This window comes from Brevundimonas sp. T2-11 (assembly GCF_055397675.1).
In genome coordinates this window covers 746,412-759,095 of sequence record NZ_AP027920.1, presented here as the reverse complement: position 1 = coordinate 759,095, position 12,684 = coordinate 746,412, and the positions used below count along the sequence as shown (strand labels likewise).

13 protein-coding genes are annotated in these 12,684 nt (G+C 70.7%); 2 read left to right on the top strand and 11 right to left on the bottom strand.

The genetic code is table 11. The features are described from left to right. Positions 1–163 precede the first annotated feature (163 nt). Positions 164–460: a 50S ribosomal protein L28 gene (gene rpmB, locus ACZ5XO_RS03740; protein ID WP_312780612.1), complete on the top strand. Its 297-nt coding sequence runs from the start codon at positions 164–166 to the stop codon at positions 458–460. A gap of 111 nt (positions 461–571) precedes the next feature. Next, positions 572–2,281 carry a M1 family metallopeptidase gene (locus ACZ5XO_RS03735; RefSeq protein ID WP_464163984.1) on the top strand — a complete coding sequence of 570 codons (1,710 nt, stop codon included), beginning with the start codon at positions 572–574 and terminating at the stop codon, positions 2,279–2,281. Here the strand turns inward: ACZ5XO_RS03735 and gspM are convergent. From gspM to ACZ5XO_RS03680, 11 genes are all read right to left on the bottom strand, one after another. Next, positions 2,278–2,754: a type II secretion system protein GspM gene (gene gspM, locus ACZ5XO_RS03730; RefSeq protein ID WP_464163983.1), complete on the bottom strand. Its 477-nt coding sequence runs from the start codon at positions 2,752–2,754 to the stop codon at positions 2,278–2,280. The genes ACZ5XO_RS03735 and gspM overlap by 4 nt on opposite strands. Further along, positions 2,754–3,851, bottom strand: a complete 1,098-nt coding sequence (gene gspL / locus ACZ5XO_RS03725; protein ID WP_464163982.1) for a type II secretion system protein GspL — start codon at positions 3,849–3,851, stop codon at positions 2,754–2,756. The genes gspM and gspL overlap by 1 nt, the downstream gene beginning before the upstream one ends. After that, positions 3,848–4,804 (bottom strand): type II secretion system minor pseudopilin GspK, encoded by a 957-nt coding sequence (gene gspK / locus ACZ5XO_RS03720; protein WP_464163981.1) that lies wholly within the window; start codon positions 4,802–4,804, stop codon positions 3,848–3,850. The genes gspL and gspK overlap by 4 nt, the downstream gene beginning before the upstream one ends. A 26-nt stretch (positions 4,805–4,830) precedes the next feature. After that, positions 4,831–5,433 (bottom strand): type II secretion system minor pseudopilin GspJ, encoded by a 603-nt coding sequence (gene gspJ / locus ACZ5XO_RS03715; RefSeq protein WP_464163980.1) that lies wholly within the window; start codon positions 5,431–5,433, stop codon positions 4,831–4,833. Further along, positions 5,430–5,804, bottom strand: coding sequence for a type II secretion system minor pseudopilin GspI (gene gspI / locus ACZ5XO_RS03710; RefSeq protein ID WP_464163979.1), 375 nt, complete (start codon positions 5,802–5,804; stop codon positions 5,430–5,432). The genes gspJ and gspI overlap by 4 nt, the downstream gene beginning before the upstream one ends. Continuing rightward, positions 5,797–6,252, bottom strand: coding sequence for a GspH/FimT family pseudopilin (locus ACZ5XO_RS03705; RefSeq protein ID WP_464163978.1), 456 nt, complete (start codon positions 6,250–6,252; stop codon positions 5,797–5,799). The genes gspI and ACZ5XO_RS03705 overlap by 8 nt, the downstream gene beginning before the upstream one ends. A 175-nt stretch (positions 6,253–6,427) precedes the next feature. After that, entirely contained in the window at positions 6,428–6,817 is a 390-nt protein-coding gene (gene gspG / locus ACZ5XO_RS03700; RefSeq protein WP_464164851.1) for a type II secretion system major pseudopilin GspG, read from the bottom strand. A 156-nt stretch (positions 6,818–6,973) separates the two neighbouring features. Further along, complete coding sequence (gspF, locus tag ACZ5XO_RS03695; protein WP_464163977.1) at positions 6,974–8,188, bottom strand: type II secretion system inner membrane protein GspF; 1,215 nt, start codon at positions 8,186–8,188, stop codon at positions 6,974–6,976. Then, entirely contained in the window at positions 8,188–9,684 is a 1,497-nt protein-coding gene (gspE, locus tag ACZ5XO_RS03690) for a type II secretion system ATPase GspE (protein WP_464163976.1), read from the bottom strand. The genes gspF and gspE overlap by 1 nt, the downstream gene beginning before the upstream one ends. 5 nt (positions 9,685–9,689) lie before the next feature. Beyond that, positions 9,690–11,810 (bottom strand): type II secretion system secretin GspD, encoded by a 2,121-nt coding sequence (gene gspD / locus ACZ5XO_RS03685; RefSeq protein ID WP_464163975.1) that lies wholly within the window; start codon positions 11,808–11,810, stop codon positions 9,690–9,692. Beyond that, entirely contained in the window at positions 11,810–12,679 is an 870-nt protein-coding gene (locus tag ACZ5XO_RS03680) for a type II secretion system protein N (protein ID WP_464163974.1), read from the bottom strand. Before ACZ5XO_RS03680 ends, gspD begins: the two co-directional genes overlap by 1 nt. Between the last annotated feature and the right edge of the window lie 5 nt (positions 12,680–12,684).

The following is a 12,684-nucleotide window of genomic DNA, read 5'->3' as shown; positions in this document are numbered from 1 at the left end:
TGACGCTCAGACAGCCGCAATCCCCTGCCAGACTCGACTCCAGCCTTGACGGCCTCCGAGTCATTCCTCTATACGGCCCCCTCTCTCGCAGGGGTCCGCCCGCTGCGTGCACCTGTTTCATGCGTCCGCACACGTTCGCGGATGTGACCTTGAGGATCTTAAGATGTCGCGTCGTTGCGAACTCACGGGTATCGGCCCGATGGTCGGCCACAATGTGAGCCACTCGAACATCAAGACCAAGCGCCGCTTCCTGCCGTCGCTGAAGACGGTCAAGGTGGCTTCCGAGTCGCTGGGCCAAACCTTCTCGCTGCGCATCTCGAACGCCGCGCTGCGCACCCTGGACTACAAGGGCGGCCTGGACGCCTTCATCGTCAAGGCTCGCGACGAAAAGCTGTCGACCGCCGCCCTGCGCATCAAGCGTCAGGTCAAGGCCAAGCTGGCTGAACAGACCGCCGCCTGATCAGCGTCGTCTGACAAGATTTGAAGAGGCCGGTGGAAACACCGGCCTTTTTCTTTGCCCGCTTGCCGAGCCCGGCTAGGCTCACGGCTCGTTCTTGCCGGAGCCGCCGCCTTGCGCCTGATCACCGCCCTCTGCCTGACCACCGCCCTGCTGTCGGCCCCGGCGCTCGCCCAGGAAGCGCCCCCCGCGCGCGATTCCACGCCCTTCACCCTGTCCAGCGGCACGCCGCGCACGCCAGAGCAGTTGGCCCTGCGTTTCGACAAGGCCGACCTGTCGTTCAAACTGCTGCCCGAGACCCGGTCGATCGAGGGCGTCGCCGTCCTCGACTTCACCGCCACGGCGCCTGCGTCCGCCGTCGTGGTCGAACTGGACACGCTGTTCGCCATCGCCTCGATCGCCGTGGACGACCAGACGGTCGCCGACTGGTCCAACCCCGATGGCCGCCTGACCATCCCCCTGCCGCACACCCTGACGCCCGGCCAGACGGCCTCGGTCCGCATCGCCTACGCCGGCCGTCCGCATCAGGCCAAACACGCCCCCTGGGACGGCGGCTTCGTTTGGACCAACACGCCCGACGGCCAGCCCTGGATCGCCAGCGCGGTTCAAGGCGAGGGCTGCGACCTGTTCTGGCCCTGCATCGACCATCCGCAGGGCGAGCCCGACCGGGTGGACCTGCACATCACCATCCCTTCGGCCCTGTCCGCCCCCGCCAACGGCCGCTTCCTGGGCAAGACCGACAACGGCGACGGCACGACCACCTGGAACTGGACCGCGCGCCAGCCCGACACCTACGCCATCAGCCTGAACGTCGGCCCCTTCGTGGAGATGGCCGCCGACTACCCCAGCCGATTCGGCAACACCGTTCCCCTGCGCTTCTGGCGCCTGGCCTCGACCGATCCGGCCAAGGCCGCCGCCCTGTTCGCCGAGTTCCCCAAACAGCTCGACTTCTATGAGGCCACGGTCGGTCCCTTCCCCTTCGGCGACGAGAAGATGGGCGTGGTCGAGACCCCGCACCTGGGCATGGAGCACCAGACGATCAACGCCTACGGCAACGGCTACAAGCTGGACGGCAAGGGTTACGACTGGCTGCTGCAGCACGAACTGGCGCACGAGTGGTTCGGCAACCAGCTGACCAACGCCGACTGGGACGACATGTGGCTGCACGAGGGTTTCGGCACATACATGCAGCCCCTCTACGCCCGCTGGCTGAACGGCGAGCGCGCCATGCAGTCCGAACTGCAGACCATGCGCCTGACCCTGTCCAATCGCTTCCCTGTGGTCTCGGGCAAGCCCCAGGACGCGGGCACGGTCTATAACGGCGAAACCGGTCCGGGGCTGGACCTCTATTACAAGGGCGCCCTGATCGCCCACACCCTGCGCCTCTACATCGGCGACGACGCCTTCTACGAATCCTTGCGCCGGCTGGTCTACGGCCGCCCTGATCCCAGGCCCGGCAACTTCGCCCCCCGCTACGCCACGACGCCGGAGTTCATCGCCATCGTCAATCAGGTCACCGGCCGCGACCTGGGCTGGTTCTTCGACGCCTACCTCTATCAGGCCGCATTGCCCGATCTGGTCATGACCCGCGACGGCGACCGCGTGACGCTGGAATGGAAGACCGGAAACGGCCGCCCCCTCCCCCTGCCCGTCGAGGTCGAGGTGGACGGCCAGGCCCGGACCCTGCCCATGACCGACGGCCGCGCCGCCTTCACCGCCCCCGCCGGCGCCCACATCCTGCTGGACCCCGGCTCAAAAGTGCTGCGTCGTCTGGAATATCTCGAGGTCTGGAAGGCGTCACAGGCGCCCGCCGCCACGCACTAGCCGCCCAGCCCGCCGGTCGCATCCAGGGTGGCGTCCGCGTTCTCGATGACCGTCAGCTCGCGGCTCTCGACGCCATAGTCGGCCTTCAGCGCCGCCAGCCAGCCGAACAGGGCCGCCGAGGTCACCCCGGGCGCGTCGAAGCCGATGCCGCCCGCCTCGTCCACCGACAGGGTGACGGTCAGGCCCGCCGCCTCGGCTGCGTTGCGGGCCGCCTGCTCGACCTCGGCCAGGGGCATGGGCGCCCCGGCCCTGGTCGGCGTCCGCGCGGCCAGTCCGGCTTCAAGGCGATTCAGACTGGCCGTCGCCTCGACCCGCCGTTCCGCAGCCGCCTCGCGCCAGGCGAAGGCGGGGCGCACGACCAGCAGCCAGATCAGGACGGCGGCGATCAGCAGCCCCATGACCGCCAGCATCCTCTGCTCGCGCGCCGAGCGCCCGTCCCACCACAGGCCCGCCGACTGGATCATCCGGTTCATCAGGCGCCTCCCACGCGGACTTCGCTGACGACCTTGCCCTGGTCGTCCACGGTGCTTTCGTCAGTCAGGGACATTCCATGGCCGACCATGGCCTGCTGCAGCGCGTCCAGGTCCTGATAGGCGGGATATGTGACAGTGGCGCGCATTCCGTTCTCGTCGGCGGTCAGGCTGTCCAGCTCGGCGCCTTCGACGCTCTGGACGGCGGCGAACAGGGCGGCGGTAGCGGCCGTCGTTCCGCCCGGCGGCGGCGCAGAGGTCAGACGCCGCGTCGCCTCGGCCACGGCGTCAGCGGTCGGCGCGAGGTCGGGGAAAGCCCGCCGCGCGGCGGCCTCGGCGCGATGATCGGCGTCCCGGGCGCGCCATTCGTCATGGCCCGCGGCGGCCAGGGTCAGGATCAGCGGCGAGACGATCAGGGCCGCCGCCAGCGCCCCCGCCCGCTTCCAGCCGCGCCGGTCGGCCTCGACCCGGCGCCCCGCCCCGGCCAGCAGATTGATCGGCGGGTTCAGCGCCGCCGAGGCCAGCAGGCGCTCCATCTCGTCCGCCCGGCCGATGCGCTCCAGTGCCCGCCCGGCGGCCACGGCCTCGGCCAGATCGGGCTGAACGCTCAGCGCCACTTCGCGCCCCCGCAGGGCCAGATCGGCGCCGAAGACGGCGGCGCTCAGAGCCCCCTCCTCCGCCGGTTCCGGCAGGATCAGGCTGTCGGGGATCAGGACGTCGGCCTTCAGACCCAGACTCGACAGATAGTCGCCCCAGGCCTGCAGCAGCGAATGGCTGACCACCGCGACCAGCCGCCGCTCGCGCGCCGCCGGAACCGGCCCCAGCGCCGCGCGCAACCGCTCGGCGGGCGTCGCCAGTTCATCGCGCAGCAGATGCAGGGCCGCCGCCGACAACTGCGCCGGGCTGCCCGACGGCAGGTCCAGCCAGCGGATCAGCACGTCGGCGCCGGGAACCACCGCCACCGTGCGCATCGGCTCGGGCGCGGGTCCACCCAGTTCGACGACACCGCGCGTCAGCACATTGCCTTGCGCGTCCAGCGTCAGGCAGGACGCCGGCAGGGCCGCCGAGGGCGGGATCAGGATCAGTCGGATGCGGCTCATTCGTCCAGGGTCCAGCGTTGGATGACAGTGCGCGCGGGACCGGCCTGGGGCAGCTCGATCAAGGCGGTGCGGACGGCGCGGCTTCCGCCGTACTCCACGTCCACGCGCAGGTTGAAGAAGCGGGTCAGGACCGTCAGTTGATCCTGCACCGTGGTCGGCAGCGGCGCCCCCGCCATCGGCCCCTGCATCAGGAAGGCGTTGGCGTCGCTCCAGCCGCTGGCGGGCCGTGCGGCGATGGCGGCGCGGGCCGAGGCCAGGCTGAGCTTGCCGTCCGCCAGCATGACCAGCAGCGGCGCCTGATCCGGCCTCAGGGTGTTGGGATTGATCGGCGACAGGTCGGTTGTCGGCAAGGCGCACAGATAGGGCCGCAGCCGGGCGTAGGTCTCGGCGTCCATCCCCTTCACCGCGCGCAGCTCGCTGACCTCGGCCAGCAAGGTCCCGGCCGTGCGATAGGGTTGCGCGCGCCCTGCATAGGCGGCGTCCTCGCCGCCCTGGGCGCGCGGCGTCGCATCCGTGTCGATCCAGTCGGTCAGGGCGTCGGCGATCGCCCGCATCCGCCCCTCGGGCAGGTTCAGGGCGCGGCCGAGGGCGACGAACTGCTGCGCTCCCAGAGGCCGGGCGACATAGACCTCCAGCTGCCCCTCGACCACGCTGTTCAGATTGAAACAGGCCTGACCGTCGCTGAGGCGCGCGGTGATCGCGCCGTCCTCGATGGGGAAGTTCAGCACCCGCCCGTTCCAGTCGGGCTGGATCGGCGTCTTCACCGGATCGAGGTCGCGCAGGCGGTCGATCTGGCGCCGCGCCAGGCTTTCCGCTCCGGCCGCGTACCACTGGGCCTGGCTCTGCGTCTCCGCATTCATGGTCCGGCGAACCGAGAAGCGGATGTCGTCCAGCACCAGCACCGCCACCGCCGCCATCACCGCCACCAGCAGCAGGACGGTCAGCAGAGCCATGCCCTCACGGTCCTTCAGGCGTGCCCTCATCGCCCGCCCCCGACCACGAACAGCTGGCGCACCGGACCATAGCCCTCCAGCGTCAGGTCCAGACGCACCGCGTCCGGCAGGGGCCGATCCGGCGAGGGAACGAAGCGCGGGGTCTCGGCGCCCGCGCTGATGAAGGCCAGTGTCGGGGCGCTGACCCCCTGATAGAGGACCTGCGGCGGGCCGGGCCGGGCGCCGTCCAGGTGGGGATAGACCCGCCGTTCCAGTCGGTCCTCGACGAGGCGGTATTCGACCCTTTGCAGCGAGGCGCGCGGGCGACCGTCCGCGTTGCTCCACCCGGCGCGGACCAGCACCAGCAAGGGATCGCCCGGCGCCTCGGCGGTCAGGATGGGCGCGATGGCGGACTGGCCGTTGGCGGCGCGGACCCGGCGCGGCGCGGCCTGCCCCAGGTCGGCGCGCAAGATCGCGCGCAGACGCTGCAGTTCGGCCGTGCGGTCGGTCGCGGCCTTGACCACGAAGCGGTTGTCGATGCTCTGGCTCAGCACCAGCACCCCCGCCGCCGCCAGCAGGGCGAAGATCAGAAGCGCGATCATCACCTCGATCAGGGTGAAGCCGGCCCGATCTGTGGCGCGGGCCTTCATGACGTCGCCGCCCGGAACAGGACGCGCTCGGCCGCCTGCCCCTCGTCTTCGGATACGCGGATGTCGATGCGCAGGATGTCGGGGTCGTCGGTGGCCGTGACCGACCGGGTCCAGCGCCAGTCGCGACCGGCCAGCGGCTGCACGCCGTCGCTGTCGCCGGGCGTCGGGGCGGGTTGCGCCGTCATGGCTTCGACCGCCAGGTTCTCGGCCACGATGCCGCCAAGCGTCCGCGTCTCGGCGCGGGCGGCCGAGCGGGTGTTCTCGCCGCCGAGGTTCAGCAAGGCGAGCGCCGCCAGAGCGAACACCGCCAGCGCCACCAGAAGCTCGATCAGGGTGAAGCCGGCCCGACTCTTTCTCGCTCCTTCAGCCATCGACCTTCACCTCGCCCGCCGCATCGACGGCGACGGTCACCGCGCGCGAGTCGCGCGACAGTGTCAGGCGGGCTGCGTCGGCCACGCCGGTCGGGTCGAAGACGACGCGCAGGGGGGCATCGGCGGGCTGGCCCTCGGGCCGCGCGGCGGTGTCCTCGGCCCAACGCTCCTCGCCGAAAGGGCCGTCGGTCAGGGGCGACCACTGGACGCCGTCGAAGCTGGAAAAGGCGTAGCCCCTTGCCGTCGCCTCCACCGCCACGGCGCGATTGGTCAGCAGGGCCTCCTCGCGCGCCCGGACCAGCCGCGCGGCGAAACGCTCGGCCTCGTCGCCAACAGGCGGGCGCGGATCAGGCACGGCCAGAACCACGGCGCCGGCGGCCAGCCCCATGATGGCGACCACCATCAGAAGTTCCACGAGCGTGAAGCCGGAGCGTGGGCGCTGAACCATGCCTGCCCCCTTCCCCCTCAAGGGGGGAAGGGTTGGGGATGGGGGTGTGTGCGCCGCCCGATGGGACCCTGGCGCATGAGACGCGGCGACGCCTCCCGCGCCTCGTTTCCGACCCGGCCGGCCCTCACCCCCACCCAACCCTCCCCCCTCGAGGGGGAGGGCTTTGGCGAACGCTTCAGCTCTGCCAGTTGCCGATGTCGGCGTCATTGCCCTCGCCCCCTTCCTTGCCATCGGCGCCGAAGGAGAAGACGTCGAACTGGCCGCCGTGGGCGGACGGGCGGCGGTATTGGTAGGCGTTGCCCCAGGGGTCTTCCGGCAGGCGGCGGACATAGCCGCCCTCGCGATAGCGCTCCGGGCGGGCCAGACCGGCGGGCGGCGAGGTCAGGGCGTTGAGGCCGCTCTGGGCGTCAGGGAAGGTCAGATTGTCGAGACGATAGGTCTCGATCGCCTGTTCCAGCGTCGCGATGTCGGCCCGCGCCTTGCCGATCATGGCCTTGTCCTGGGTCGGCAGGACGTTGATCGCCACCACCGTGGCCAGCAGACCGATGATGACGATGACCACCATTAATTCCACGAGCGTAAAGCCCTTCCGGGCTTGACGCGAAGAGGCGCTATCGCGAGCGACGCGGTCGCTCGCTGCTTGAGCGCGAAGGCGCGCGACCGTCCTCAAGGAGCGAGCCGCCGCGCGGTGAGCGTTAGGACCAAACATGATGCGCCTCTTTCACCCCATCGCTAGGGTGTTGATCTGAAGGATGGGCAGAAGGATCGACAGGACGATCAGGGCGACCACGCCGCCCATGACGACAATGATCGCCGGCTCAAGGAAGCTGAGCATGACGGCGGTGAAGGTGCTGAACTCGCGCTCCAGATAGTCGGCGGCGCGCTCCATCATCGGCTCCAGCCGACCGCTGGCCTCGCCCGACGCCGTCATGTGGACAAGAATGGGCGGGAAGACGTCGGCGCGGCGCATGGCGGCGGACAGGCCCCCGCCCTCGCGCACGGCCTCGGCCATCATCTCGGTCGAGGCGCGCAGGGCCCGGTTGGATACGGTGCGGGATGTGATGGTCAGGCCTTCCAGCACCGGCAGGCCCGCCGCGATCATGGTCGACAGGGTGCGGGCCATCCGCGCCCCGTGCAGGTCGCGCGTCAGACGCCCGACGACAGGCAGGCGCAGCACACGACAGTCCACCGCCAGGCGGAAGCCGGGACTCCGCATCCCCGCGACAAAGCCGCCGATCCCGCCCGCGACTACGAGCGCGATCAGCCAGCCCCAGTTCCGCATCAGGTCCGAGACCCCGATCACCGCCCGAGTCAGCAGGGGCAGAGTCTGGTTCATGCTGTCGAACTGATCGACCACCTTGGGCACGACGAAGACCATCAGGGCCGTCACCACCCCCAGCGCCACCAGGGCCAGGACGGCGGGATAGACCAGGGCGGTGATCACCTTGCCGCGCACCTGCTGGTCACGGTCCAGCCCCTCGGCCAGACGCTCCAGAATGGGGCCGAGCGCGCCCGAGGCCTCGCCCGCCGCGACGGTGGCGCGATAGAGGGGCGGAAAGGCCGCGCCCTGCCGAGCCATGGCTTCCGACAGGCGCTGGCCCTCGACCACGCCCGCATGGACGCCGGACAGGACGGCGCGCACGTCAGGACGTTCCGCCTGAAGCATCAGGGTGCGCAGGGCCTCGTCCACCGGGGCGACAGTGATCAGGGTGGCCAGCTGGCGGGTGGTCAGGGCCAGGGTGCGCGACGACAGCTTGCGGCTGCGACGCGGGGCCTTTTCCATCGTCGCGGCGGCGCCCGAGGTGCGGCTGAGCGACAGGGGCATCAGACGACGGCGCTCCAGCGTCTTCTTCGCAGCGACCTCATCCGGTGCGGTCAGCACGCCCGCGACGGTGCGGCCCGAGACGTCCACGGCGCTGTAGTCAAAGGCGGGCATCAGGCCGCAGCCTCAGGCAAAGGATGGGCCTCGGGCGTTTCCTGACGGGTCACGCGCACCGCTTCCTCGACCGAGGTCACGCCCGCCAGCACCAGGCCCCGCGCCCGATCCGACAGGGTTCCGCCCTGCGGGAAGGCGGCGGCGATCAGGGCCTCCTCGTCGGCCTCGGCGGCGATCAGGCGGCGAACCTTGTCGTCGACCTTCAGCGTCTCATAGACCCCGACGCGGCCGACATAGCCGGTGTGGTTGCACGATCCGCAGCCCTGGGCCCGCCAGACGGTCGCGCCCTTTTTCACGCCGCACAGACGGGCGGTGGCCGCATCGGCGGCCTCGGACTGACGGCAGTCGCCGCACAGGCGCCGCACCAGACGCTGGGCCACGATCAGCCGCAGGGTCGAGGCCAGCAGGAAGGGCTCCACACCCATGTCGCGCAGGCGCGTCACGGCCCCTGCGGCGTCGTTGGTGTGGACGGTGGACAGGACCAGATGCCCGGTCAGCGAGGCCTGAACCGCGACGCTGGCCGTCTCCACGTCGCGGATTTCGCCGACCATGACCACGTCCGGGTCCTGACGCAGGATGGCGCGCAGGCCCGCCGCGAAGGTCATGCCCACCTTGGGATTGACCTGGGTCTGGCCGACGCCGTCGATGGCGTATTCGACCGGGTCCTCGACCGTCAGGATGTTGCGCGTGGCGTCGTTCAGCAGGGACAGACCGGCATAGAGGCTGGTCGTCTTGCCCGAGCCGGTCGGGCCGGTGACCAGGATGATGCCGTTCGGCTCGCGCAGGGCCGTGCGGAAGGCACCCAGCGCCTCGGCCTCCATGCCCAGCTGGTCCAGCGACAGGCCCGCCTGGTCCTTGTCGAGGATGCGCAGCACCACCCGCTCGCCCGCCCGCGACGGCAGGGTCGAGACGCGCACGTCCAGGGTCTTGCCGCCCAGGGCCAGGGGGATGCGGCCGTCCTGGGGCACGCGCTTCTCGGCGATGTCCAGCCGGGCCATGACCTTGATGCGGGATGCCAGCAGGGGCGTGATGCGCGGGTTCAGGCTCAAGGCTTCGCGCAAAACGCCGTCGACGCGCATCCGCACGATCAGGGCGCTCTCATAGGGCTCCAGATGGATGTCCGAGGCCCCCGCGCGCACGGCCTCGGCGATGATGCCGTTGATCATGCGGATGACCGGGGCGTCGTCGGCAGAGTCCAGCAGGTCGGCGGCGGCGGGCAGGTCCTCGATCAGGCCGTCGAGGCCGGACGGCATGTCCATCGGCTCGTCCGCGCTCAGGTCGCCCGCATAGACGTCGGACAGGCGGCGGTCGAACTCGGCCTGATCCATCGACTGGACCTGCAGGGGCCGCCCCAAGGCCCGGCGCGTCTCGATCAGGGCCAGGGGGTCCGCGCCGTCGCGCAAGCCCACCACGGCGATGTCGCCCGCGTCCAGCAGGATGACGCCGTTCCGCTTGGCGAACCCGTAGGGCAGCGTCGGATTGACCAGGGTGATCATGGCCCTCAGCCCTGCGGCGGAACGGCGTTGGCGGCGGGGGCCAGCGGGCTGATCGTCACCTCGCCGACCGGCGCCGTCACGCCCGGCGCCGGGTTGTCGATGGCGTGCGGGGCGACCGGGGCCTGGGTCCGCATATAGTCGCGCAGCATCTCGTCCAGACTGGGCTCGACGCCCGGCTGCGAGCGGATTTGCTCGCCGCGCATATAGCCCCAGCGATCGGCGCTCACCTGTTGCGCGTCGCCCGGCGTACGGATGATGGTCGGGCGGATGAAGACCATCAGATTGGTCCGCCCGCGCTGGCGGCTGGTGGACTTGAACAGGTTGCCGACCACGGGGATGTCGCCCAGCCCCGGCACCTTGTCGATCGACAGACGGTCGTTCTGATCCAGCAGGCCGCCGGCGACGGCGATCTCGCCGTCATCCACCACCAGGGTCGTCTCCAGCTCGCGCTTGTTCAGCACCAGGTCCGAGGCGCTGTTGGTCAGGACGCCGTTGATGCTGGACACCTCCTGACGCAGGAACAGGGTGATGGAGCCGCCGGCGTTGATCTGCGGCTTGACGATCAATTTCACCCCAATGTCCTGACGCTGGGTCGTACGGAAGGGGTTGGAGTTGCCGTCCAGCAGGGTCTCGCCAGTCGTGATCGGCACCTCCTGCCCGACCAGGATGGTCGCCTCCTCGTTGTCCAGCGTCATCAGCGACGGGGTCTGCAGAAGGTTGGAGCCTTCGTCCGACTTGGCCGCGTTGATGATGAAGCCGAACAGGCCGTCCGAGCCGATGCGCCCGCCGCCCCCGCCGATGAAGCCGTTGGCGCCGACCAGGCTGTTCAGGGCCAGGTTCTGCAGCTGCTCGCGCAGCGGATCGTCCTTGTCCAGCTGACCCGCGGCGGCCCCGCCCGCGATGGGGACCAGAGGGGCGGCGCGGTCGGAATAGTTGGTCAGGCCGATGGGCGTGCCGTCCGATCCGGCCAGCAGCCACTGGACCCCCAGCTCGCGCACGGCGGTGTCGCCCAGTTCGACCACGATGGCTTCGATCAGCACCTGCTGACGGCGGCTGTCCAGCTGGCGGATGACCTCGGCCAGCATCCTTTGCGTATCCGCCGAGGCCGAAATGACCAGGGCGTTGGCGCCGGGGAAGCGGGCGATGCTGGCCTTCTGGCCCGGCGCCGTCTGGGTGGCGCCTGTGGAGACAGGCTGGGACGTCGGGGCTTCGCCGCCGCCGCTTCCAGAACGGGCGATGGCCGGGGTCGCGGCGGCCGGAGCCGTCACCGGCTGGCCGACGATCTGTTGCAGCACCGGCAGCAACTGCTCGGCGTTGGCGTGTTGCAGGAAGACGACCTTCACATCATCCGCCGAGCGAGCGCGGCGATCGAGGTCCTCGACCAGAGGCCGCACCCGCGCCACGGCGGCGGGGTCACCGCGCAGGATGACGGAGTTGGAGCTGGCCACCGGCGTCACCGACACCATCCCCTGCCCCGGCTGGCCGCCGGGCGGGGCCAGAACCTGCGCCAGAACCCCCGCGATCTCGGCGGCGGAGGAGTTCTCCAGCGTCACCACGTCGAACGAGGCGCGGTCCACGTCGATGCGCTGGATCAGGCTGCGGATGCGGCTCAGGTTGTCGGCGAAGTCGGCCACGACCACGCTGTTGCCGCTGGGGTTGGCCAGGACCTGCCCCTGCGCCCCGACCAGAGGCCGAATGGTCTCCGCGGCCGAGGCGGCGTCGATGTTGCGCAGCTGGAAGACCTGGGTCGAGAACCGCTCGGACCCGACCGTGGACGGCCCCTGCGCCGCGCCCTGGGCCGGGCTGATGCGATAGGCGCCGGAACTGGTCGGCGTCACCACCAGACCGTTGGCGCGCAGGGTGGACAGGAAGACCTCGAACAGCTCGGTGCGGCTCAGCGCACGCTGGCTGGTCACGGTGACGTTTCCCGTCACGGCAGGATCGACGATGAAGGTGCGGCCCGTGGTCCGGGCCACGTCCTGAATGAAGGCGCGGATGTCGGCGCCCTGGACGTTCAGGGTCTGGCGCGCCCCCTCCTGAGCCAGAACCGGCGAGGCCAGCAAGGGCCCTTGCGCGGCGATCAGGGCCGACAGGGCGACGGCGGCGAAAGAGCGGTGAAGGCGCATCACTGGCCGGTCCTTATGGTAGTGGTCTGCACCCGGCCGTTCCGCTCGAAGCGGATCTCGGCGGCGCTGCTGCCGGAAAGCTCGCCGCCCAGTTCGGACAAACGTTCCAGACTGTTCAGTTCGGCCCCGTTGACGGCCAGGATAACGTCGCCCGACTGCAGGCCCGCCGCCCGCAGCGCGGCCCCGTCGCCGCGCGCGGCCAGGGTGAAGCCCTTGATGCGAAGCCCGTCCATGCGCGGGCGCAAGGAGGCCTGCGCCATCAGCCGTTGCGGATCCACGACCGGCCCGGCCGGCGCGGCGGCGGGGGCCGCTGCCGAGACCGGGGCTGGCGCGCCGGTGGGGGTCATGACCTGGGCCGTCGCGGGCGGCGGGGGCGGCGTGGCGGCGCCTGCAGGCGTCTCGGTGAAGACCAGTCGGCTGACCGATCCGCCGCGCGAGACGGTGACGAAGTCCTCGCCGACCGAGGCCAGGGTCAGGCCCTCGGAAATGGTCTCGCCCACCCCGACCGAGACCTGGCGTCCGTCAGGCAGGCCGATGATGGCCGAACCGCCGTCGGGCCCGCCCGCCCGCACCCCGAACAGGCGTAAGGCGTCGCTGTCGGCGCCCGCCGCCTCGGCCAGGCTGCTCTTGTCGCCGGTGCGGAAGAAGGCGTCGAAACGCTGGAAGACGGAGGGGTCCACGGGCGCGGCCTCGGCACGGGCGGCGACCGCCGTCTCAGCCTCTGGCGCGACGAAGATCCAGGCCAGACGCCCGGCCTGCACCGCCAGAAAGGCGACCAGGGCGATCTCGACGCCCGCGCGAACACGCCCCGGTCGCGCGGCTATCGCCGTGCGCGCCTGACGCCCCCATTCCCCGACCCGTGCGATCACGCCCG